The sequence below is a fragment of the Ideonella sp. A 288 genome, assembly GCF_002198735.1.
Lineage (GTDB): Bacteria > Pseudomonadota > Gammaproteobacteria > Burkholderiales > Burkholderiaceae_C > Pseudaquabacterium.
This window is the reverse complement of record NZ_MWLO01000057.1, coordinates 1-20108: the sequence shown is the minus strand read 5'-3', so window position 1 is coordinate 20108 and position 20108 is coordinate 1. Positions and strand designations below refer to the sequence as shown.

General features: G+C 72.9%; 21 protein-coding genes. 4 read left to right on the top strand and 17 right to left on the bottom strand.

Translation table 11 applies throughout. From position 1 onward, the window contains the following. Nucleotides 1-90: 90 nt before the first annotated feature. On the bottom strand, nucleotides 91-492 hold the full coding sequence (locus EOINJALH_RS03195) for a Fur family transcriptional regulator (protein WP_088278868.1): 402 nt from the start codon (nucleotides 490-492) through the stop codon (nucleotides 91-93). A gap of 139 nt (nucleotides 493-631) precedes the next feature. Between EOINJALH_RS03195 and EOINJALH_RS33115 the strand changes: the two genes are divergently transcribed. Continuing rightward, the gene (locus EOINJALH_RS33115) at nucleotides 632-757 is read left to right on the top strand and encodes a hypothetical protein (RefSeq protein ID WP_255406948.1); all 126 of its coding nucleotides are present in this window, start codon (nucleotides 632-634) and stop codon (nucleotides 755-757) included. Nucleotides 758-784: 27 nt separating this feature from the next. On the opposite strand, the gene EOINJALH_RS03190 is transcribed toward EOINJALH_RS33115, so the two are convergent. The 14 genes from EOINJALH_RS03190 to EOINJALH_RS03125 form a co-directional block, all read right to left on the bottom strand. Continuing rightward, entirely contained in the window at nucleotides 785-2650 is a 1866-nt protein-coding gene (locus tag EOINJALH_RS03190) for a nucleoside-diphosphate sugar epimerase/dehydratase (protein ID WP_088278867.1), read from the bottom strand. Between the two features lie 178 nt (nucleotides 2651-2828). Then, nucleotides 2829-3425: a sugar transferase gene (locus tag EOINJALH_RS03185; RefSeq protein ID WP_088278866.1), complete on the bottom strand. Its 597-nt coding sequence runs from the start codon at nucleotides 3423-3425 to the stop codon at nucleotides 2829-2831. A gap of 28 nt (nucleotides 3426-3453) precedes the next feature. Then, nucleotides 3454-4617 (bottom strand): DegT/DnrJ/EryC1/StrS aminotransferase family protein, encoded by a 1164-nt coding sequence (locus EOINJALH_RS03180; RefSeq protein WP_088278865.1) that lies wholly within the window; start codon nucleotides 4615-4617, stop codon nucleotides 3454-3456. Continuing rightward, nucleotides 4614-5348 carry a class I SAM-dependent methyltransferase gene (locus EOINJALH_RS03175; RefSeq protein WP_088278864.1) on the bottom strand — a complete coding sequence of 245 codons (735 nt, stop codon included), beginning with the start codon at nucleotides 5346-5348 and terminating at the stop codon, nucleotides 4614-4616. Before EOINJALH_RS03175 ends, EOINJALH_RS03180 begins: the two co-directional genes overlap by 4 nt. Continuing rightward, the gene (locus tag EOINJALH_RS03170) at nucleotides 5345-6562 is read right to left on the bottom strand and encodes a glycosyltransferase family 4 protein (protein ID WP_088278863.1); all 1218 of its coding nucleotides are present in this window, start codon (nucleotides 6560-6562) and stop codon (nucleotides 5345-5347) included. Before EOINJALH_RS03170 ends, EOINJALH_RS03175 begins: the two co-directional genes overlap by 4 nt. Continuing rightward, nucleotides 6559-7962, bottom strand: a complete 1404-nt coding sequence (locus EOINJALH_RS03165; RefSeq protein WP_144289837.1) for a polysaccharide deacetylase family protein — start codon at nucleotides 7960-7962, stop codon at nucleotides 6559-6561. Before EOINJALH_RS03165 ends, EOINJALH_RS03170 begins: the two co-directional genes overlap by 4 nt. Beyond that, a complete protein-coding gene (locus EOINJALH_RS03160) occupies nucleotides 7959-9005 on the bottom strand; it encodes a hypothetical protein (protein WP_144289836.1) in 1047 nt (348 codons plus the stop codon). The genes EOINJALH_RS03165 and EOINJALH_RS03160 overlap by 4 nt, the downstream gene beginning before the upstream one ends. Before the next feature lie 70 nt (nucleotides 9006-9075). After that, nucleotides 9076-10059, bottom strand: a complete 984-nt coding sequence (locus EOINJALH_RS31575; RefSeq protein ID WP_158219636.1) for a hypothetical protein — start codon at nucleotides 10057-10059, stop codon at nucleotides 9076-9078. After that, nucleotides 10056-10844 carry a bifunctional 2-polyprenyl-6-hydroxyphenol methylase/3-demethylubiquinol 3-O-methyltransferase UbiG gene (locus EOINJALH_RS03150; RefSeq protein WP_158219635.1) on the bottom strand — a complete coding sequence of 263 codons (789 nt, stop codon included), beginning with the start codon at nucleotides 10842-10844 and terminating at the stop codon, nucleotides 10056-10058. The genes EOINJALH_RS31575 and EOINJALH_RS03150 overlap by 4 nt, the downstream gene beginning before the upstream one ends. Before the next feature lie 11 nt (nucleotides 10845-10855). After that, on the bottom strand, nucleotides 10856-11656 hold the full coding sequence (locus tag EOINJALH_RS03145; protein ID WP_088278858.1) for a bifunctional 2-polyprenyl-6-hydroxyphenol methylase/3-demethylubiquinol 3-O-methyltransferase UbiG: 801 nt from the start codon (nucleotides 11654-11656) through the stop codon (nucleotides 10856-10858). A 7-nt stretch (nucleotides 11657-11663) separates the two neighbouring features. After that, nucleotides 11664-12947, bottom strand: a complete 1284-nt coding sequence (locus EOINJALH_RS03140) for an oligosaccharide flippase family protein (RefSeq protein WP_088278857.1) — start codon at nucleotides 12945-12947, stop codon at nucleotides 11664-11666. A gap of 9 nt (nucleotides 12948-12956) precedes the next feature. Next, nucleotides 12957-14078: a DegT/DnrJ/EryC1/StrS aminotransferase family protein gene (locus EOINJALH_RS03135; protein WP_088278856.1), complete on the bottom strand. Its 1122-nt coding sequence runs from the start codon at nucleotides 14076-14078 to the stop codon at nucleotides 12957-12959. Next, nucleotides 14060-14647 (bottom strand): acyltransferase, encoded by a 588-nt coding sequence (locus EOINJALH_RS03130; RefSeq protein WP_088278855.1) that lies wholly within the window; start codon nucleotides 14645-14647, stop codon nucleotides 14060-14062. The genes EOINJALH_RS03135 and EOINJALH_RS03130 overlap by 19 nt, the downstream gene beginning before the upstream one ends. 6 nt (nucleotides 14648-14653) lie before the next feature. Further along, nucleotides 14654-15730, bottom strand: a complete 1077-nt coding sequence (locus EOINJALH_RS03125; protein WP_088278854.1) for a Gfo/Idh/MocA family protein — start codon at nucleotides 15728-15730, stop codon at nucleotides 14654-14656. Between the two features lie 80 nt (nucleotides 15731-15810). On the opposite strand from EOINJALH_RS03125, the gene lysS reads away from it, so the two are divergent. After that, nucleotides 15811-17325, top strand: a complete 1515-nt coding sequence (gene lysS / locus EOINJALH_RS03120; protein ID WP_088278853.1) for a lysine--tRNA ligase — start codon at nucleotides 15811-15813, stop codon at nucleotides 17323-17325. Nucleotides 17326-17423: 98 nt separating this feature from the next. Continuing rightward, nucleotides 17424-17972, top strand: coding sequence for a pyridoxamine 5'-phosphate oxidase family protein (locus EOINJALH_RS03115; protein ID WP_088278852.1), 549 nt, complete (start codon nucleotides 17424-17426; stop codon nucleotides 17970-17972). Nucleotides 17973-18008: 36 nt separating this feature from the next. Here EOINJALH_RS03115 and EOINJALH_RS03110 read toward each other — a convergent pair whose 3' ends face one another. Next, nucleotides 18009-18797 carry an enoyl-CoA hydratase gene (locus EOINJALH_RS03110; protein WP_088278851.1) on the bottom strand — a complete coding sequence of 263 codons (789 nt, stop codon included), beginning with the start codon at nucleotides 18795-18797 and terminating at the stop codon, nucleotides 18009-18011. 131 nt (nucleotides 18798-18928) lie between these two features. Here EOINJALH_RS03110 and EOINJALH_RS03105 point away from each other — a divergent pair, with 131 nt between their 5' ends. Then, the gene (locus tag EOINJALH_RS03105) at nucleotides 18929-19378 is read left to right on the top strand and encodes a hypothetical protein (protein WP_088278850.1); all 450 of its coding nucleotides are present in this window, start codon (nucleotides 18929-18931) and stop codon (nucleotides 19376-19378) included. 15 nt (nucleotides 19379-19393) lie between these two features. Here the strand turns inward: EOINJALH_RS03105 and EOINJALH_RS03100 are convergent. Continuing rightward, nucleotides 19394-20108, bottom strand: a 715-nt coding sequence (locus EOINJALH_RS03100) for a DUF3108 domain-containing protein (RefSeq protein WP_144289835.1), incomplete at its 5' end; no start/stop codon positions are given.

Below are 20108 nucleotides of genomic sequence, written 5' to 3'. Positions count from 1 at the left end.
GGGGGGCTTCATCGGGCGGGCTTATTGCGAACAGCTTCGCAATAATACCCCCTCGGCCGCCAAGCGGTCGCCGCATGGCGGCCCGCTGGCTCAACGCCCGGCGCGGCGGGCGCGGGCCGCAGGGCCCTGGCAATCGGTGCAACGGCCGTACAAGGTGAGGTCGTGGTCCTCGACGGTGAAGCCGGCCGGGGCCAGCCGGCCCAGGTCGCCCGGGCAGGCGTGCACGTCGAACACGCGCTGGCAGCCGGTGCACTGGAAGTGGTGGTGGTGGGCGTGGCCGGCCAGTTCGTAGCGCGGGTTCTCGCCGGGCAGCAGCACCTGGCGCAGCTCGCCCTCGTCGACCATCAGCTTGAGGTTGCGGTAAACCGTGGCCAGGCCCAGCGCCGGCACGTCGGCCTGCGCCTGCGCCAGCACCTCCTGGGCAAGCACCGGCCGCCCGGCCGCGACGATGGCGTCGCGGATGGCGGTGCGTTGGCGGGTGGAGCGTTCCATGGCGGCCATTGTCGGGTCGATTCGGTCGGACCCGCCGGCGCAGCGCCGTGTCGGTGCGGCAACGAACGGAAAGGCCGGGCGCCGCGGGCGCAGCATCCGGGCACGGGGCCGTCCGGCCCCCCGATCCAAGGAGATGGGCATGACCAAGGGCCAACGCGGCAACAAGGAAGCGAAGAAACCGAAGAAGTCGCACGAACCGGCGGGCCAGGCGCTGCCGACAGCGCCGGTGGTGGTGGCCGTGGCCGAACGCCAACGCAAGAAGTAGGCGGCCAGGCGACCCGGCCGCGCGCGATCAGGCCGGCCGGTACTCGGGCACCACGTCGCGCAGGCGCTCGCGCACGGCCGCGTCGTCCAGCGCGCCCTCGGCCATGCAGCGCTTCAGCCAGTCGAGCGCAGCGCCGGCATCGGCGTCCTCGCGCAGCCGGGCCACGCGCAGCCGCGGCACCGGCGTGGGCACGGTGGTGTCGGCGTCGGCGAGCAGTTCTTCGTAGAGCTTCTCGCCGGGGCGCAGGCCGGTGAACTCGATCGCGATCTCGTCCAGGCCGTGGCCGGACAGGCGGATCAGGTCGCGCGCCAGGTCGACGATCTTCACCGGCTCGCCCATGTCGAGCACCAGCACCTGGCCGGTCTGGCCGATGGCCGCGGCCTGCAGCACCAGGCGCGCCGCCTCGGGGATGGTCATGAAGTAACGGATGATCTCGGGGTGCGTGACCGTGACCGGCCCGCCGGCGGCGATCTGCTCCTTGAACTTCGGGATCACGCTGCCCGACGAGCCCAGCACGTTGCCGAAGCGCACGGCCATGAAGCGCGTGCCCGGGTGCGCCGCGGCCAGGGCTGAGATCACCCGCTCCGCCGCGCGCTTGGTGGCGCCCATCACGTTGGTCGGGTTCACCGCCTTGTCGGTGCTGATCAGCACGAAGCGCTCGACGCCGGCCTCGGCGGCCGCCTGCGCCGCGTGGCAGGTGCCCAGCGTGTTGTTGCACAGCGCGGCCCAGGCGTTGTGCTCTTCCATCAGCGGCACGTGCTTGTAGGCCGCGGCATGGAAGACCACGCGCGGCCGCCACTGCGCCATCACCCGGCGCATCTGCGACAGATCCTTAACGTCGCCCACCAGGCGCACCAGCGGCAGGCCCGGGAACTCGGCCGTCAGCGACTGCTCGAGGCTGTACAGGTTGAACTCGTTCAGCTCGATCAGCACCAGCCTGGCCGGGTGCAGCCGCGCCACCTGCCGGCACAGCTCGCTGCCGATGCTGCCGCCGGCACCGGTGACCAGCACGGTGGCGCCGCCCAGCACCTCGGCGATGCCGGACTCGTCCAGGTGCACCGGCTCGCGGCCGAGCAGGTCTTCGGGCTCGATGTCGCGCACGCGGTCGATGGCGGCGCGGCCGTCGCGCAACTCGTCCGCCGAGGGCACGGTGAGCACGGCCAGCCCGGTGGGCGCGGCCAGCGCCAGCGCCCGCCGGCGCTGCGAGGCCCGCGCCGCCGGCAGCGCCACGATGACGTGAGTGGCCGCGGTGCGCTGCGCCTCGGCCACCACCGCGTCCAGCGGGCCCAGCACCGGCACCTCGGCGATGCGCGCGCCCTGCTTGGCGGGGTCGTCGTCGAGCAGGCCGACGATGATCCAGCCCTGGCGGTGGATGCCCGCCAGCAGCCGCCGCGCGGCCTCGCCGGCGCCCATCACCAGCGCGCGGCGGGCCTCGTCGGGCGCGCCGCTGATGCGCGCGCGCACGTGCTCGTACAGCGCGCGGTAGCCCAGCCGCACCAGCGCCAGGCCCATCAGCGCCACCACCGGGTGCAGCGCCAGCACCGCGCGCGGCACCTGGCGCAACTGCAGCATCAGCACCACCACCGCCGAGGCCAGCCCGGCGATGGCACAGGCCGCCGCCAGCCGCTTGATCTCGCCGAAGCCCGAGAAGCGCCACAGCCCCTGCGGCACGCGCAGAGCGACGAAGACCACGCCGTAGCCGGCGACGATGCCCAGCAGCACCCAGCCGTCGTAGCCCGGCCGCGCGCTGATCCAGCGCTCGAAGCCGAGGCGGAACAGGTAGGTGGCGTTCCAGGCCAGCACCACCACCGTGGCGTCGATGGCCAGCGACAGCGCCTCACGGTGCGGGCGCAGCCGGGCCAGCAGGCGGTCGATGCGGTGCCAGACGGTCATCGGGCTACCTTGCGCGTCGAGTGCGCCGCCGGATGCGGCCGGGAGCGGCCGCCTTGGCCCGCACGGCCGGCGCCATCGCGCCGCGCGGGTCGGTGGTGCTGCCGGGCAACCGGGTTGGCGCGAGATGGCTCATCGGCTGCGATGGTACGGGCGCGACGAGGTCGGGACCTGCGGCCCGTCAACGGCCGAGCAGCACGCGCAGCGTGCGCCACAGCACGGCCACGTCGGTGGCCAGCGTGGCGCGGTCGGCATAGGCCACCTGCGCGGCCAGCTTGCGCGGCAGGATCTCGCGCACGTACACGGCCTCGGGGTCGGCGGCGCCGGCCAGCAGCGTGGCCTCGTCGATGTAGGCCAGCGCCGCGGGGTCGGTGAGGCCGGGCCGCACCGACAGCACCCGGGCCTTCAGGTCCTCGGGGTAGTGGGCCACGTAGCGCGGCACCTCGGGCCGCGGGCCGACCAGGCTCATGTCGCCGGCCAGCACGTCGAGGAACTGCGGCAGCTCGTCCAGCCGCCAGTGCCGCAGCACGCGGCCGGCGCGGGTGATGCGCGGGTCGGCACCCACGGTGACGGCCGGGCCCAGCGACGGCGCGTCCACGCGCATGGTGCGGAACTTGTGGATGCGGAACAGCCGCCCGTGGCGCCCCACCCGTTCCTGCCGGAAGAACACCGGCCCCGGCGAGTCGAGCCGCACCACCAGGGCCACGACCAGCAGCAGCGGCGCGATCAGCAGCAGGCCGAGGCCGGCCGCGAGCAGGTCGAACAGGCGCTTGGCCATGGGCGGGCTGGGCGAGGCGACGGCGCGATCAGGCGGCGGCAAGCACCGTGCGCACGGCCTCGACCACGCGCTCGACGTCGGCGTCGGTCATGCGGGTGTAGATGGGCAGCGACAGCATGCGCTCATAGGCGTGCTGGCTGTGCGGGAAGTCCGCCGCCTTCAGCTGATAGCGGTCGCGCCAGTAGGGCTGCAGGTGCAGCGGGATGTAGTGCACGCTGCAGCCGATGCCCAGCGCGTACAGGCGCTCGATGAAGGCGTCCCGACCGAGGGCCACGCCGTCGGTCAGGCGCAGCGGGTACAGGTGCCAGGCGTGGCGCTCGCCGGCCGGCGGCAGCGGCGCGGTGACCACTGGCAGCCCGGCCAGCGCCTCGGTGTAGCGGGCGGCGATGGCCGCTCGCTTCTGCTGGAAGGCGTGGGCCTTCTTCAGCTGGTGCAGGCCGATGGCCGCGGCGATGTCGGTGAGGTTGTACTTGAAGCCCGGCGCCACGACCTCGTAGTACCAGCTCGGCACGGTGGCGGTGAAGCGGTCGAAGGCGTCGCGACTCATGCCGTGCAGGCGCATGGTGCGGGCGCGCTGGGCCAGCGCGGCGTCGCGGGTGACCAGCATGCCGCCCTCGCCGGTGGTGATGGTCTTGTTGGCGTAGAAGCTGAAGACGGTGGCCGCGCTGTCCAGCGTGCCGACGAGCCGGCCACCGTGGGTGGTGGGCAGCGCGTGGGCCGCGTCCTCGACCACGTGCAGGTCGTGCGCACGGGCGATGTCGTGGATCGCCGCCATGTCGGCCGCCAGGCCGCCGTAGTGCACCGGCATCAGCGCCCGGGTGCGCGGCGTGATCGCCGCGGCCACCGCGGCCGGGTCGATGTTGAGCGTGGAGGGATCGATGTCGACCAGCTTCACGTCGGCGCCCAGGTAGCGCACCACCTCGGCGGTGGCGGTGAAGGTGTGGGTGGTGGTGATGACCTCGTCGCCCGGGCCTAGCCCCAAGCCCTCGAGCGCCAGGTGCAGCCCGGCGGTGGCCGAGTTGACGGCGATGCAATGCAGCGCCGGGTCGCCCAGGAAGGCGGCGAAATCGGCCTCGAAGCGCTTGGCCTTGGGGCCGGTGGTGACCCAGCCGGACTTCAGCGTGTCGACGACCTCGGCGATCTCGTCGTCGCCGATCTCGGGCAGGGCGAAAGGCAGGAACGGGGTGCTCATCGAACGGGTTTCTCCAGCCAGGCCAGCACGTGCGTGCGCAGCACGGGCAGCCAGTTGCACAGGGTGTACAGCGACGGGTGCAGCCGGCACACGGCGCGGGCGATCGGCGGCGCCAGCGTCACCCGGCGCACGCGCAGCCGTGCCTGCGGGAACAGTTCGCGCACGCGCGCCAGCGGCACGCCGCGCACGTCGGGGTTGCGCGGGTTGTCGTAGGTGAAGTCGTACCACAGCACGCCGCCACCGGGCATCACCCACGACCACATCGCGTCGGCCAGGCGCTGCTGGAAGGCATCGTCCAGCAGCGACGAGAACACGGTGGACTGCAGCACCAGGTGCTGGCTGCCCGGCGGCACCGGCCACTGGGTGGCATCGCCCTGCCACAGCGGCAGCGCGTCGGGCAGCACGTGGCGCGCCTGCGCGATGCGCTCGGGCAGCAGCTCGGCGCCGCGCAGGTGCTCGGGCGCGAAGCCCAGTCGCAGCAGTTCGAGCAGGTTGCCGCCGTGGCCGCAGCCGACCTCGGCGGCGCGCCGCTGCGACAGATCGTGCCAGCCCAGCGCGGCGAACAGCTGCAGCATCGCGCGCTGGCGCTCCTGCACGGTGTGCCACACGTCGGGCCGCAGCAGGCTGTAGCGGTCGGTGGCCGCGCGGCGGGCGTAGCGCGCGGTGACGAGGCTCGGCTCGTCGGGCCCGGGCACCACGTTCGGCTCGTCGCGGCGGGCCGGGTCGGTCATCGCGCCATCGCCTGCAGGAAGCGCGCCGCCAGCACCGGGTAGGTGTGCTGGGCCAGCACGAAGGCGCGGCCGCCCTCGCCCATCGCGCGGCGTTCGGCCGGCGGCGTGGCGGCGAGGCGGCGCAGGCCCTGGGCCACCGCCTCGGGCGACTCGGGCTCGACGGTGAGCCCGCAGCCGCTCTCGGCCACCGGGTCGTTGCCGGCCTCCACCGAGTGCAGCACGGCGCAGCCGGCCATCATGTAGTCCATCAGCTTGTTGGGCGCGATGCCGAAGCGGTAGATCGGCACCCGCTGCCAGCCGATGTAGGCGATGTCCAGCCGGCGCAGCAGCGACGGGATCTGCGCCTTGGCGATCGGCGGCAGCAGCCGCACATTCGCCAGGCCCTCATCGGCGATGCGGCGCGCCAGGCGCTCGCGCTCGAGCCCGTCGCCGACCATCACGATGCCGATGGGCTCGTCGCGCAGCCGTGCGGCGGCGTCGAGCAGCACGTCCAGCGCATTGGGCAGGCCCATCGAACCAGCGTAGCCGACCACCGTGCGACCGGCGCCGCGCAGCGCGTCGATGGCCGCGGCCACGTCCTCGCGCAGCGGCTCGCCCTCGCCCTGCCATTCGTCGACCGTGATGCCGTTGGGCACGATGTGCAGCTTGCGCAGGTCCAGCCCGCGCGAGGCCATGTACTCGTGCACCCGCGGCAGCATCGACACCACCCGGTCGGCGTCGCGGTAGGCCGTGCCCTCGGCCAGGCGGCACAGGCGGATGAAGGGGTGGCCGGGCGACATGCCGGACAGCTCGATCGGCGACAGCGGCCACAGGTCGTGCACCTCGAACACCAGCAGGGCCCCGGCGCGCCGGGCCAGGTGGCGCGCCACCCAGATGTCCATCGGGTAGGTGCTGGAGGCGATCACCACGTCGGGCCGGCACTCGGCCACCAGGCGGTCGGCCTGCCGCCACACCTGCCACAGGAAGCGCCCGATGTTCCAGGCCCGGCCGATGCCGTTGCCGCGGTAGGCCGGCAGCGGCAGCCAGCGGTAGGCGATGCCGTCGACCACCTCGTCGCCCGGGGCGGGCTGTCGCGCGCGCACATGCGACCACGCGCCCGCCACCACCTGCACCCGGTGGCCGGTGCGCACCCACTCGCGGGCCAGGTAGTACGGGCGGTACTCCATGCCCAGCGCCGGGCTGCCCGCGTAGTGGTTGAGCAGCAGGATGTTCATGCCACCGGCTCGATCAGCCGAAGGTACATGGACCGCGCCGCCGGGTGGCCGAAATTGCTGTTGTGCCACAGCAGCGAGAACTCGCCGCCGAAGCGGGCGCAGGTGGCCTTCAGGCCCAGCATCAGGTCGAGCGCGCGGGGGCCGTGGCCCAGGCCCATGTAGTGCTTCGACAGCACCGTGGCCTCCATCAGCACCAGCGGCCGCTCGACGAGCGTCAGGCCGCGGCGCGCGTCGAGGTCGAACAGCGGGAACGCATGGCAGGTGCCGCAGCGGAAGCCCGGGCCGTCGGCAAAGCCCAGCGTCGAGTCGTAGGCCAGGCCCAGGCCGTCGAGCAGGCGCGCCGTGCCGGGCGTGCGCCAGCGCAGGTAGTGCTGGCGGCTGCCGATGGCGGCCAGGTCGCCGCGGGCGCGCACCACGGCCCGGCGCAGGCCGTCGAGCTCGCCGACCAGGCGTTCGGGCTCGTCGATGCTGCGGTAGCTGCCGTGCAGGCCGATGGCATGGCCGCGGTCGGCGATGCGGCGCAGCAGCGCCGCGATGCGGGGCTCGTCCAGTTCGTAGCTGCCGTCGATGGGCTGGGGCTGCCGCACCGACAGGAAGAAGAAGGTCATGCGGTGGCCGGCCCGCTCGTTGGCCTCGAGCATCCAGTCGAAGGTGTCGTAGGGGTCGTAGCGCTGCGTGCCCAGCCGGGCCGCGGTGGCGTGCAGCAGCGCCTGGCCGGCCAACCGCGGGCTGCGCTCGTGGAGCAGCGCCGAACCGGCCTGGCGCAGGGCCTTGCCCCAACTGCGGCCGGCCGCCGAGTAGGGCGCGTCGACATCGCAGCTCACCCACAGGCTCGGCCGCCGTTGCAGCCGGCGCAGCGCCGGTGCCAGCGGTGCCAGCGCCCACCACAGCAGCTCGACCAGTTCGTCGACCAGCGGGCGCTGGCCCAGCCCGGCACGGTGCGGCAGCGAGGCGCGGGCGCCGAAGCGGCCGTGCGCATCGCGCGGCGCGCCGGCCACGCCTTCCTCGTAGCGCGACAGCAGGAAGAAGCAGGTGCCGGTGAGGTCGATCGGCAGGCGCACGCGTCCTGGCGCGGTGTCGAATCGGCCGTCGCCGAACAGCACCGGCAGCGTCGACTGGCCCAGGCGCTCGCGCAGCGCGGCATCGGGCACCGGCCACTCGGCGAACGGCAGCGATGGCAGCGTGGCCGGGGCGCGCCACTGGCCGTCGGCGCCCGAGAGAAAGACATCGGGCCAGACCACGTCGCCGCCGGGCGCCTGCAGGCGCACCTCGCCGGCGTCGTGCAACTGCAGCCGCCACGGCAGGCCGAGGAAGCGGCCGAGCAGCATCTCGGCCACCCACGACAGTTCGGGCGCGCGGCGGGCCGGGGCGTGCAGCACCAGGGGCGTGGCGTCGCTCACCGTGCGCCCCCCGCCAAACGCCACAGCGACGCGGCCAGCACTGCCGGCAGCGAGGGGCAGACCACGCGCCGCCGCCCGCCCGAGCGCAGCAGGCGCACCACGGAGAAATCGAGGCGCAGCAGCCGGCGCCACAGCCACACGCCGTCCACCCACAGCACCGACGACGGCGGCGGCGCGGCCCGGTCGGCGTCCGTGTCCAGGCCCAGGTAGCGCTTGACCAGGCCGTTGCCCGCGGCCAGGTAGATGCCGTGCTGCATCCAGAAGCGCGGGTTCAGCTCCAGCACGCGGCACGGCGCGCCGGCCTGCGCGATGAACTCCATCTCGTAGGGCCCGCGAAAGCGCAGCCGCCGCAGCACTGCCTCGGCCTGCGCCACCAGGCCGAGCTCGTCGGCCACGGTGGCCAGCGCGGCCGACGAGCTGAGCCCCTCGCCGTAGCCGGCCAGCCGCTCGGTGACGCAGGCCAGGTTGCGCGCCTCGTCGTCGGCGTCGAAGAAGCCGCCCACCGACAGCAGCCGCAGCGGCGCCTCGCCCAGCCAGGCCTGCAGGAAGAACCACTCCGGCCGCAGCCCCTGCGCCGGCAGCGCGGCCAGCGCCGCCTGCAGCGCGGCGGCGTCGCGGCAGACCCAGCCGCGCGGCAGCTTGACCTCGCCGCGCCAGGAGTGGCGGGCCTTCAGTAGCACCGGCCACTGCCAGGGCGGCGTGGCCTGTCCGGCGCAGTCGATCGGCCACTGCGGCAGCCCGGCGGGGCCGGCAGGCGCCTCGGCCAGCCATTGCGCGAAGGCCCACTTGTCGTCGAGCAGGTCCTGCGGAAACTGCGCCGGCCAGAAGTGCCCCGACAGGCGACCCTGCAGGCCCTCGCGCAGCGAGGCTTCCTCGGTGAAGAACTGCCATTGCGGCCTGGCGCCCGGGGCCAGCATCGGGAGGGGCAGTTCGCGCGGCCCGGCCGGCACGCGAAGGTCCACGCCGAGCGGCGCGCAAGCGCGTCTCAGCGTCCAGGCGTTGATCCACGACGAGTGGGTCTGGCCGAGCACCGCTGGTGTCATGGCGCGGCCAGGCTCGTGCGCGACGCGCCGCAGCGCCGCAGGCGGTCGATCCGGCGGTGGGGCAGCGGGCTCATCGGTCGTCGAAGCCCTTGTTGTGACGCACCACCAGTTGCGGCCGCAGGCTGGCGTTGGCGTCGTGCGCCAGGGCGTAGGGGCGCTTGCGGCGGTGCCGCGCCGGATCGGCCGCATCGACGACGACGAACGGTGCGCCGGTGCTGAAGGGCAGTGGCAGCGGGTGCACGTCGCCCCGTGCAACGGCGTCGCGGCGTCGCGCCACCCAGCGCGGCAACCTTGCCAGGCCGACAAGGCCGAGCGCCAACTGCAGCGCACTGGCCCCGAGCGGATCGAAGCCGTAGGGGAACCGGGCGGCCGTCGAGTGATCGAACGCCGGCGTCGACGCGTCGGACCGGCGCGCCGGCAGGCACTTGCGCAGGGCCCAGGCGGCCAGCAGCCAGCGTTCGCGCCAGCCGGGCGGCGGCGGCGACTCCAGCGGCAGGTCGCCCCAGGCGCAGGCGCCCATCACGCCGGGAAAGCTCTTGTCGTTGAAGCTCAGCACGGCGGCCCAACGCGGGCCGGGACTGCGCAGCAATTGCTGCAGCAGGGCCGCGTCCTGGCACAGGTCGAACACCAGCGCCACGCCCCGGCGCGAACGCCATGCCGCGGCGTCGTCGCCCAGCCAGTGCGCCATGCCGCCGTCGCTGCCGTAGAGCGGCGCCAGCAGCAGCAGGTCGGCGCCGCAGGCCTCGGCCAGCGCGCGCAGGCCGCTGGCGTCGGGCATAAAGCGCTCGTCGACCTCGTACCCGTGCACCTGCCAGCCGGCGCGCTCGAAGGCCAGCGGCACGACGTTGCACAGGTAGGCCGGCAGCAGCGCCACGCGGCGCGTGAACGCCGGGCTGCGGGCGATCGCGAACAAGGCCGCACGGCCGGAGAAGTAGGCGCCGAATCGCGTGCCCGGGGGCGGCGCGGGCCAGGCCCGGGCCAGCCGGGCCAGCAGCCACCGGCGTGGCGCGGCCTGGAGCAGCAGTCCCGACAGCAGGCTGGTGCGCAGCATCACGGCAAGGGCTTGCGGAAGCGCAGCACCTTGTAGTCGGACCACAGGCGCTCGCCCAGGCGCGGCAACAGCCGCTCACCGAGGGCGAAGGCGCCCGGCAGCCAACGCTCGGGCCAGCGCGAGTTGGACAGGAACTCGCGGAACGGCCAGAACAGGATGCCGCCGGAATGCTCGCAATGCAGCCCCTGCGCCTGCACCCGGTCGATCACCTCGGCCGGGCCCATGCGCACGCGCGCCAGGTACTTGCTGGTGTGGAAGGGATCGATGAGCAGCATCACGCCGCCGGGCTTGACGGCGGCGCAGCCGGCCTCGAGGGCTCGCACGCACTTGGCGCGGTCCCGGATGGCCGAATAGCAGCCCGAGGAGAGCACGAGGTCGAAGCCGCCCGGCCGCACGAATTCGTCGGCGCTGGCGCCCACCCACTCCACCGGCACGGCATGCGGCCACTCGCGGCGCGCACGCTCGACCATCTCGGGGAAGTCGACACCGGTCAGCCGCAGGTCGGCGCGCTGCGCGATGATCCAGCGCGCCACTTCGCCGATGCCGCAACCGATGTCGAGCACCGTGGCGCCCGGCGGCAGCGCGGCCAGCACCGGGGCGATCTGCGCGAACTCGCGCTCGCGCACCAGGCCGTTGTAGGTGGCATTGCGCCACAGCACCGCGGCCGACCCGGCCTCGGCCGCGCGGCCGCGCCAGTAGGCCGAGTTGTCGCGGCCATCGTGCGGCATCACCAGGCGCAGCGCGCGCGCCGCCAGCCCCTTGAGCATGCCGATGCCGGGTATCGCCATCTCGCGTTCCTTCAGGCGCCCTGGCGCCGGTACACGCCCACCCACCACAGCGGCCGGGTCGGGGTGGGCAGCCGATCGAGCCAACGGCGCGCGGAGGCGGCGTGCGCCGTCGCCTGGGCCCCAGGTTCGGCCGCGGCGGCGGCCGGCGCTGCGCGCCAGCCGCACGACGGGCACACCAGCAGCGACGGCCAGTGGTCGGGCCGCAGCCGGCGCACCACTGCCTTGAGCATGCCGTGCTGTTCGCGCCCGACCGGCTGCACCGATTCGGCGACGAAGCCGGGCAGCAGGCTGCGCATCGCCGCCTCGTCGAACGACCGGAAGTGGTAGTTGGGGTTCACCGACGCGCGGCAATACGGGCAGCGCACGAAGTGCCGCCATTCGGCATAGGGCACCGAGACGATGACCCAGCGCCGCGCCACCCGTGCCAGTTCGGCCAGCGCCGATTCGTAGACCCCGAACGGCAGGTGCTCCAGCACCTCGCAGCAGACTACGGCATCGAACTCGGCATCGCCGAAGTCGAGCCGCGACGCATCGCCGAGGCGCAGGTCGATGCCGCGCGAGCGGGCATAGTCGACCTTGGCCGGCGTGATCTCGATGCCCATGCCGCCGATCCCGCGCGCGTCGCGCAGGGCCTCCAGCAACAGGCCGTGCCCGGCACCGACGTCGAGCAAGGTGGCCACGCCGTCGGGCACCCGCGTGCACAACTGCGCCAGGCGCTCGCGCTCGCTGGCCGAGCCGCGCAGGTGGCGCTCGACATAGTCGGCCACCGGCTCGCCGCCATAGTTGGCGTAATAGTCGTCGGCGTGGCTCATGGGACGCTCACCCGGCACGCAAGGCACGCAGGTTCAACGCCACCAGCACGGCGTACATCGCCGCCATCACCCAGGACAAGGCCAGCACCGTGGCGGCCAGACCCCACCCGGCACGGCCGGCCCATTCGATGACCAACGCCAGCGCGGCGATGCGCGCCGCGTCCCACAGCGCCTGCCAGTGCTGGCGCCGGTGCACCACCAGGTGCGACAGCGGCGACACCACCACCTGGCCGACGAGCATCGGCACGCTGGCCGCCAGCACCGCGCCGGCCGCCGCCCACTGCGCCGCGCCGAACAGCGGCCCCACGTACCAGGGCCCGGCCAGCGCCAGCGCCGACAGCGGCAGCGCAAGCCAGGCCAGGCGCCGCGTGCTGGCGAGGTAGAGCCGGCGCAGCGCCGGCTTGTCGCTGTGCACCAGGCGCGCGGCCTCGGCCCAGAAGCTCTGGCTGACCGCCGCGCCGATCACGCCCACCGGCCCCAGTGCCACGCGCTGCATCAGCGCGTACAGGCCCACCTCGGCGGCGCTGTGGTGGCGCGCCAGCAGCAGCGGCACGATGGCGAAGCTGGCGGTGTTGGCCACCGACACCACGGTCGACCAGCCGGCCTCGGCCCGGAAGCGCCGCGCCGCCACCGCCAGGCGCCGACGCGTCACCCGGCGCAGCACCGCGCCCAGGCCCGCAGCGCCGCGCCACAGCGTGCGCAGGCCCCACCAGGCCCCGGCCACCACGCCCGCGGCCAGGCCCCACAGCCCCTGCAGGCCCGACCACAGCGGCGCCGCGGCCAGTGACACCGCCACGTTGGCCACGCTTTGCGCCACCCGCGCCCGGCCCGACGCGGCCAGCTCGCCGCTGCGCACGTGCCAGGCCACCAACAACTGCTGCGCGCCGGCGCCCAGCAGGGCCAGCGGCAGCAGCCAGCCCACCGGGCCCAGCGACCGCCAGGCCGCCGGCAGCCATGCCGAACCCGCCGCCAGCACGGCACCCACCCCGGCGGTGGCCAGCAGCAACAGCCCCGCGCCCAGCACCAGCAGGCAGGCCGCCATGCCGGCGCTGCGGGCATTGGGCACCGACCACTCGACACGCCCCGTGGCCACCGCCAGGCCCAGGCTCAGCACCGACGCGAACAGCGCCAGCGCGCCGAAGTCGGCCGGCGTGTACAGCCGCGTGAGCAGCGGCGCGGCCAGCAGCGGCAGCGCCTGCGCCAGCACGCTGGCCGAGGCCACCTGCCACACATTGCGGGCGAACCGCGATCGCGGCCGCAGGCGCTCGCGCAGGTCGGGCCACCACGCCATCGCGGCCCATCACGCCGGGGCGGCGGCGGCCGTGCGGCGGCAGGCCTCGGCCAGCGCGGCGACCACGCGGTCCTGGTCGGCCTCGGCCAGGTCGGCGCTCATCGGCAGGCTCAGCACGCGCTGTGCCGCTCGCACGGCGTGCGGGCAGGCGGCCGGATCCTGGCCGGCGGCGTAGGCCGGCTGGTGGTGCAGCGCCTTCGGGTAGTGCACGGCGGTGGGGATGCCCGCGGCCTGCAGCGCGCGCTGCACGGCCGCGCGGTCGTCGACCATCACGGTGTACTGGGCCCAGACGCAGTCGCGGTCGGCGCGCACCGCCAGCCGCTGCAGCGGCGCACCGCTGGCGTCGATCAGCCGCGCATAGCGCTCGCCTAGCGCGTGGCGACGCTGCAGTTCCCAGTCGAAGCGGCCGAGCTTGCCAAGCACCACCGCGCACTGCAGCGTGTCCATGCGGCCGCCGACGCCGACGCGGGTGTGGTGGTAGCGCCCGCTCTGGCCGTGCACGCGGATCTCGCGCGCGGCCTGGGCCAGGCGATCGTCGTCGGTGAACAGCGCACCGCCGTCGCCATAGCAGCCCAGCGGCTTGCTCGGGAAGAAGCTGGTGGCGCCGAAGGTGGACAGCGCGCACGAGCGCCGCCCCTGGTAGCTGGCGCCGAAGCTCTGCGCCGCATCCTCGATGACCGCCAGGCCGTGGCGCGCGGCGATGGCGTTGAGGGCGTCCATGTCGGCCAGCTGGCCGTACAGGCTCACCGGCATGATGGCCCGCGTGCGCGGCCCGATGGCGGCCTCGACCAGCGACGCATCGAGGTTGCAGGTGTCGGGCTCGATGTCGACGAACACCGGTTTCGCGCCGGCCAGCACGATCGTCTCGGCGGTGGCGGCGAAGGTGAAGGGCGTGGTGACGACCTCGTCGCCGGGCTGCAGGTCGAGCGCCATCAGCGCGATCAGCAGCGCCTCGGTGCCGCTGGCCACGGTGATGCAGTGGCGCGCGCCGGTGAACCCGGCCAGCGCTGCCTCGAGCTCGGCGACCTCAGGCCCCATGATGTACTGGCCGTGGTCGAGCACGCGCTGGATGCGCGCGTCGATGTCGGTCTTCAGGGCCGCGTACTGCGACTTCAGGTCGGTGAATTGCATGGCGTGAGGGTGTCGCCGTCGAGGCGGTAGCGTTCGCCGGTCGCGGGGCAGGCCGCCTCGCCGTGGCCACTGACGGGCAGGTCGAGCCGCTCGCCGTGGCGGCTCATCCAGCCGATGCGGCGGGCCGGCACGCCCACCACCAGCGCGTGATCGGGCACGTCGCGGCTGACCACCGCGCCGGCGCCGACGAAGGCATGCGCGCCGATGGTGGTGCCGCAGACGATGGTGCAGTTGGCGCCCAGCGTGGCGCCGCGCCGCACCAGCGTGCGCCGGTACTCGTTCTTGCGCACCACCGCCGAACGCGGGTTGTGCACGTTGGTGAAGACCATGCTGGGGCCGCAGAACACGTCGTCCTCGAGCGTGACCGCGTCGTAGACCGAGACGTTGTTCTGCACCTTGACGTTGTCGCCGATGGCCACGTCGTTGCCGACGTAGACGCCCTGACCGAACGAGCAGCCGCGGCCGATGCGCGCGCCGGCGCTGATGTGTGCGAAGTGCCAGACGCGGCAGCCATCGCCGAGCTGCGCGCCGTCGTCGACGATGGCCGAGGGGTGGACCGTGATGCCCATGCCGCCTCAATATTCGAGGGGCAGGTTGATGCGCTTGCCGTCGCGTGCCGAGCGGTACATGGCGATCAGCAGCTCTAGGCTCTTCAGGCCCTCGCGGCCGTCGGTCTCGGGCTCGCACTCGCCGCGCAACGTGCCGATGACGCCGTCGTAGTACAGCGGGTGGCCGAAACCGTACACCGAGGTGGTCTGGTAGCTGGCGTCGTCGAGCTCGGCGTCCATCGGGTGCGGCTCGGCGAAGTCCCAGTGCTCGATCTTGTTGACGGCCACGCCGCCCACCCGCACCGAGCCCTTCTCGCCCAGCACGGTGATCGAGCCTTCGAGGTTCTTCGGGTGCGTGAGCATGGTGACGTTGACCGAGCCCATCGCGCCGTTGCGCCACTTGAGCGCGGCCACGCCGGTGTCCTCGACCTCGATGTCGCGCGCCAGCGTGCCGGTGTAGGCCATCACGCTCTCGACCGGGCCGATCAGCCAGTCGAGCAGGTCGATGTAGTGGCTGGCCTGGTTCATGAAGGCGCCGCCGTCGAATTCCCAGGTGCCGCGCCATTCGGCCGAGTCGTAGTAGCTCTGCGGCCGCGACCAGAAGACGTTGACGGTGACCATGTACAGGCGCCCGAAGCGCCCGGCCTGCAGCGCCCGGCGCAGCAGCTGCAGCGTGCGGTTGCGGCGGTTCTGCTTGACGACGAAGAGGCGCACGCCGGCCTCGTCGCAGGCCTTCACCATGGCCAGGCCGTCGGCCCAGCGCGTGGCCATGGGCTTTTCGGTCATCACGTGCAGGCCGGCGTGGGCGGCCTCGATGGTCTGCTGCGGGTGCAGGCCGCTGGGGGTGGCCAGCACCACGCAGTCGGCGCCGGGCGCCTCGCCGCCGAGCGCGGCGATCATCTGCGAATAGCCCGTGAAGCCGCGGGCGCCGGTGCGCGCCTGCGCCGCAGCCAGCGCGGCGGGGTCGGTGTCGCACACGGCCACCACCTCGGCGCGGTCGGCGTGGCGCGCCAGGGCCTCGAAGTGGTTGGCGGCGATGCGGCCGCAACCCGCCAGCGCGAAGCGCAGCCTGCGATCGGTGACGGGGGTGTGCGAGAGGTGCATGCGGGGCGGGTACGGGCGGGGCCGGATTATCGCCGAGGCTGCCTACAATTCGGGGTTTTCCCCGGCCACCGCGGCACACCATGACGAACGACAGCCTCCCCCTCGACGACGACAACAAGCTGATCGCCGAGCGGCGCGAGAAACTGGCCGCCATCCGCCGGCAGGGCGTGGCCTTCCCGAACGACTTCAAGCCGCGCCACCACGCCGGCGACCTGCAGCACAAGTACGGCGAACTGCCCAACGAAGAGCTCGAGCCGCAGGGCGTGGCCGTGGCGGTGGCCGGCCGCATGATGCTCAAGCGGGTGATGGGCAAGGCCAGCTTCGCCACGCTGCAGGACGGCTCGTTCGGCAAGACGCATGGCCGCATCCAGCTGTTCATCAGCAAGGACGCGGTGGGCGAGGCCTTGTACGAGGCCTTCAAGCACTGGGACCTGGGCGACATCCTCGGCGCCGAGGGCGTGCTGTTCAAGACCCGCACCGGCGAACTGTCGGTGAAGGTGACCACGCTGCGCCTGCTCACCAAGAGCCTGCGGCCGCTGCCCGACAAGTTCCATGGCATGAGCGACCAGGAGCAGAAGTACCGCCAGCGCTACGCCGACCTGATCACCGACGAGCACGCGCGGGCGCGCTTCGTGGCCCGCAGCAAGGCCGTCAGCTCGATCCGCAGCTTCATGGTCGAGCACTCGTTCCTCGAAGTCGAGACGCCGATGCTGCACCCGATCCCGGGCGGCGCCAATGCCAAGCCCTTCACCACGCACCACAACGCGCTCGACCAGCAGATGTTCCTGCGCATCGCGCCCGAGCTGTACCTCAAGCGCCTGGTGGTGGGTGGCTTCGAGCGCGTGTTCGAGATCAATCGCAGCTTCCGCAACGAGGGCATCTCGGTCCGGCACAACCCCGAGTTCACGATGATGGAGTTCTATGCGGCGTACTGGAACTACCACGACCTGATGGACTTCACCGAGCAGTTGTTGCGCCACGCCGCGCGAATGGCCACCGGCTCGGCCAGCCTCACCTACGCCGGCAAGCCGGTCGAGCTGGACAAGCCCTTCGCGCGCCTGTCGGTGCGCGAATCGCTGGTGGCGCATGCCGGCCTGACCGAGGCCGAATCGACCGACCCCGAGGTGCTGCGCGCCAAGATCCTCGCCGCTGGCGAGGAGGTGCCCGCCCACTGGGGCCTGGCCGAGCTGCAGTTCGGCCTGTTCGAGGCGGTGGTCGAGGCCAAGCTGTGGCAGCCCACCTTCATCGTCGACTACCCGGTGGACGTGTCGCCGCTGGCCCGTGCGTCGGACGCCGACCCCACGGTCACCGAGCGTTTCGAGCTGTTCATCACCGGCCGCGAGTACGCCAACGGCTTCTCGGAGCTCAACGACGCCGAGGACCAGGCGGCGCGCTTCCAGTCGCAGGCCGCCAACAAGGAGGCCGGCGACGAGGAGGCGATGTACTACGACGCCGATTTCATCCGCGCGCTCGAATACGGCATGCCCCCCACCGGCGGCTGCGGCGTCGGCCTCGACCGCCTGGTGATGCTGCTGACCGACAGCCCCAGCATCAGAGACGTTATCCTCTTCCCTGCGCTGCGGCGCGAAGGCTGAGGGACGCCGCGCTCGCACACCGCCTGCGACCCTGTTGGGGTCGCGGGCAACGCCACCCAACGATCATCGACCCCTCGCCACGCAAGACCGGAGACCGGATGGACAGCCGCATCGAAACGCTGGGCCTGATCCAGAGCGCCTGCTGGCGCGAACTGGAACGCGCGTCGCGCGAGAACGACCACGAGTGGCGCGTCATGAGCATGGCCACCCTCGGTGGCGACGGTCTCGACCTGCGCAGCATGGTGCTGCGCGAGGTGCGCGAGCAGGAGAACCGGCTCACGATGTACACCGACGCCCGCTCGCCGAAGGTGGGCCAGATCGATGCCCAGCCGCAGGCCATGCTGCTGGCCTGGTCGCGCCGCCTGGGCTGGCAGCTTCGCCTGAAGGTGGATCTGTCGATCGAAACCGCCGGGCTGGCGGTGTCGTCGCGCTGGGCCCAGCTGAAGATGACGCCGGCGGCGCAGGACTACCTCTCGCCTCTGCCGCCTGGGGCGGTGCTCGAGGGCATCGAGCCCGAGCGCGCCACGCGCGGCCACTTTGCACTCATCCACGGCAAGGTCAGTGCCATGGACTGGCTCGAACTCCACCCCGACGGCCGGCGGCGGGCGATGTTCGACACGCAGGGCATGCGCTGGCTCGCGCCTTAGGGCACGCGGAAGACCGGCCCCGCGGGCCGGCGGCACTCAGCGGTGGCGGAACGCCGGCTTGCGCTTCTCGAGGAAGGCGGCCGTGCCCTCCTGCTTGTCCTCGGTGGCGAACAGCGCGTGGAACAGGCGTCTCTCGACCATGATGCCGTCGGACAGCGTGCCCTCGTACGAGCGGTTGACGCACTCCTTGGCCGCCAGCACGGCCAGCGCGCCCAGCTCGCAGATCGTCGCCGCGGCGGCCAGCGCCTCGTCGACCAGCCGGTCGGCCGGCACCACCCGCGACACCAGGCCGGCGCGCTCGGCCTCGGCCGCGTCCATCATGCGGCCGGTGAGCACCATGTCCATCGCCTTGGCCTTGCTCACCGCGCGCGGCAGGCGCTGGGTGCCGCCGGCGCCGGGGATGATGCCCAGCTTGATCTCGGGCTGGCCGAAGCGGGCGGTGTCGGCCGCGATGACGAAGTCGCACATCATCGCCAGCTCGCAGCCGCCGCCCAGCGCGAAGCCGGCCACCGCGCCGATGACAGGCTTGCGCACCGAGCGGATGTGTTCCCAGTTGCGGGTGATCAGGTCGGTCTTGTAGGCCTGGGCGAAGTCGAACGAGGCCAGCACGGCGATGTCGGCGCCGGCCGCGAAGGCCTTCTCGCTGCCGGTGAGCACGATGCAGCCGATGGCATCGTCGTCGTCGAAGGCGCGCAGCGCGACCCCCAGCTCGTTCATCAGCGTGTCGTTCAGCGCATTGAGCTGCTTGGGGCGGTTCAGGCGGATCAGGCCGGTGCGGCGTTCGCCCGCCCCGTGCGTCTCGATCAGCAGGGTTTCGTAGGTCATTCGAGCTCCAGGAGGTGGGGCGATGGATGGCGACGGGGCAACCAACGGAAACACCGATGCACCCATACCAAGGGACTGGTAGTCTAGGGGGGTACCGGGTAGTTGCTACCGGCCGGCTCCTCCCACACGGCATGGCCACAATCTACCGCAAGACCGACAAGGGACGCAGCGAGATCGAGACGCGGGCCAACCGCCTCGAACCGCGCCTGCGCAGCACCCTGATCCTCGTCGACGGCCGCCACTCCGACGAGCAACTGGCCGGCATGGTGTCGCGCTTCGACGGCGTGCTCGAACGCCTGGCCGGCGAGGGCTACATCGAACCCGTGGCGCCCGCGCCGCCGCCGCCGCGCCCGATCGCCGAAGGCCCTCGTCCCGGCGGCAGCGTGGCCGAGCGCCGACGGGCCGCGGTGCGCATCCTGACCGACGCCGTGGGACCGGCCGGCGAAGACCTGGCCATGCGCATCGAACGCGCCGAGGACGAGATGACGCTGCGGCCACTGCTGGTGATGGCACGCGACTCGATCCGCAATGTGCGCGGTGCCGACGCAGCGGCCTCCTTCGAATCGCGCTTCCTCACCTGACAGTCGGCCGCGCGCTCAGCGCTCGCCCGCCTGCAACGGCGGCTTGTCGAGCAGCAGGTCGATGTGGTTGGTCTCGTCCTGCCGGATGACGATGCGCACCGGCAGGTACTGCAGGCTCGGCGCGAACCAGATCTCGGCGGCCATGTTGCCGTCCTGCGTCGCGCGGCGCGGCTTGACGTAGTAGGTCTCCACCGTCCCGAAGGGCAGTTCGAGCTGCTGGATCTCCTTGACGTCGTAGATCCAGCGGTCGAAGCGGCGGTTCAACGCCAGCGGCACCTCGATCGATCGGCCCACCTTCAGCAGACCTGGCTGGGTGGTGAACAGCCACGTCAGCTGCACGAACTGGCTGGCCTCGTCCTGGGCCCCCGGCAAGGTGTCGACCTCCTTGCCATCGGCCAGCACGATGCGCTCGGGACCGAACTGCTGCGTCCAGCGCCGCGGCGCACGCAGCAGCACCTTCTGTTCGCCCTCGAAACGGTGCGGCACCAGGCCGCGCTCGGTGAGCTCGCCCTCGCTGGTGATGCGGCGCGAGAAGATCGGCGCCACGCTGGCGTCGAGGTGCACCTGGTAGCGCGTGCCCGAGCGCAGCCATTCGACTTGCGCCCGCCCCTGCACCGGCCCGCGGAAGTAGCCGCGCAGCTGGTAGCTCATGCGCGTGGACGGCGGCCAGTCGAAGGCCCGCACGGGCTCGGCCGGCAGCGCCGGCACCGGGGGCGGCACCGACGCGGCC

Excerpts from the sequence above, each read along its gene's own strand:
- EOINJALH_RS03195 (WP_088278868.1), bottom strand. The coding sequence starts at position 492 with ATGGAACGCTCCACCCGCCAACGCACCGCCATCCGCGACGCCATCGTC.
- EOINJALH_RS33115 (WP_255406948.1), top strand. The coding sequence starts at position 632 with ATGACCAAGGGCCAACGCGGCAACAAGGAAGCGAAGAAACCGAAGAAG.
- EOINJALH_RS03190 (WP_088278867.1), bottom strand. The coding sequence starts at position 2,650 with ATGACCGTCTGGCACCGCATCGACCGCCTGCTGGCCCGGCTGCGCCCG.
- EOINJALH_RS03185 (WP_088278866.1), bottom strand. The coding sequence starts at position 3,425 with ATGGCCAAGCGCCTGTTCGACCTGCTCGCGGCCGGCCTCGGCCTGCTG.
- EOINJALH_RS03180 (WP_088278865.1), bottom strand. The coding sequence starts at position 4,617 with ATGAGCACCCCGTTCCTGCCTTTCGCCCTGCCCGAGATCGGCGACGAC.
- EOINJALH_RS03175 (WP_088278864.1), bottom strand. The coding sequence starts at position 5,348 with ATGACCGACCCGGCCCGCCGCGACGAGCCGAACGTGGTGCCCGGGCCC.
- EOINJALH_RS03170 (WP_088278863.1), bottom strand. The coding sequence starts at position 6,562 with ATGAACATCCTGCTGCTCAACCACTACGCGGGCAGCCCGGCGCTGGGC.
- EOINJALH_RS03160 (WP_144289836.1), bottom strand. The coding sequence starts at position 9,005 with ATGACACCAGCGGTGCTCGGCCAGACCCACTCGTCGTGGATCAACGCC.
- EOINJALH_RS03150 (WP_158219635.1), bottom strand. The coding sequence starts at position 10,844 with ATGGCGATACCCGGCATCGGCATGCTCAAGGGGCTGGCGGCGCGCGCG.
- EOINJALH_RS03145 (WP_088278858.1), bottom strand. The coding sequence starts at position 11,656 with ATGAGCCACGCCGACGACTATTACGCCAACTATGGCGGCGAGCCGGTG.
- EOINJALH_RS03140 (WP_088278857.1), bottom strand. The coding sequence starts at position 12,947 with ATGGCGTGGTGGCCCGACCTGCGCGAGCGCCTGCGGCCGCGATCGCGG.
- EOINJALH_RS03135 (WP_088278856.1), bottom strand. The coding sequence starts at position 14,078 with ATGCAATTCACCGACCTGAAGTCGCAGTACGCGGCCCTGAAGACCGAC.
- EOINJALH_RS03130 (WP_088278855.1), bottom strand. The coding sequence starts at position 14,647 with ATGGGCATCACGGTCCACCCCTCGGCCATCGTCGACGACGGCGCGCAG.
- EOINJALH_RS03125 (WP_088278854.1), bottom strand. The coding sequence starts at position 15,730 with ATGCACCTCTCGCACACCCCCGTCACCGATCGCAGGCTGCGCTTCGCG.
- lysS (WP_088278853.1), top strand. The coding sequence starts at position 15,811 with ATGACGAACGACAGCCTCCCCCTCGACGACGACAACAAGCTGATCGCC.
- EOINJALH_RS03115 (WP_088278852.1), top strand. The coding sequence starts at position 17,424 with ATGGACAGCCGCATCGAAACGCTGGGCCTGATCCAGAGCGCCTGCTGG.
- EOINJALH_RS03110 (WP_088278851.1), bottom strand. The coding sequence starts at position 18,797 with ATGACCTACGAAACCCTGCTGATCGAGACGCACGGGGCGGGCGAACGC.
- EOINJALH_RS03105 (WP_088278850.1), top strand. The coding sequence starts at position 18,929 with ATGGCCACAATCTACCGCAAGACCGACAAGGGACGCAGCGAGATCGAG.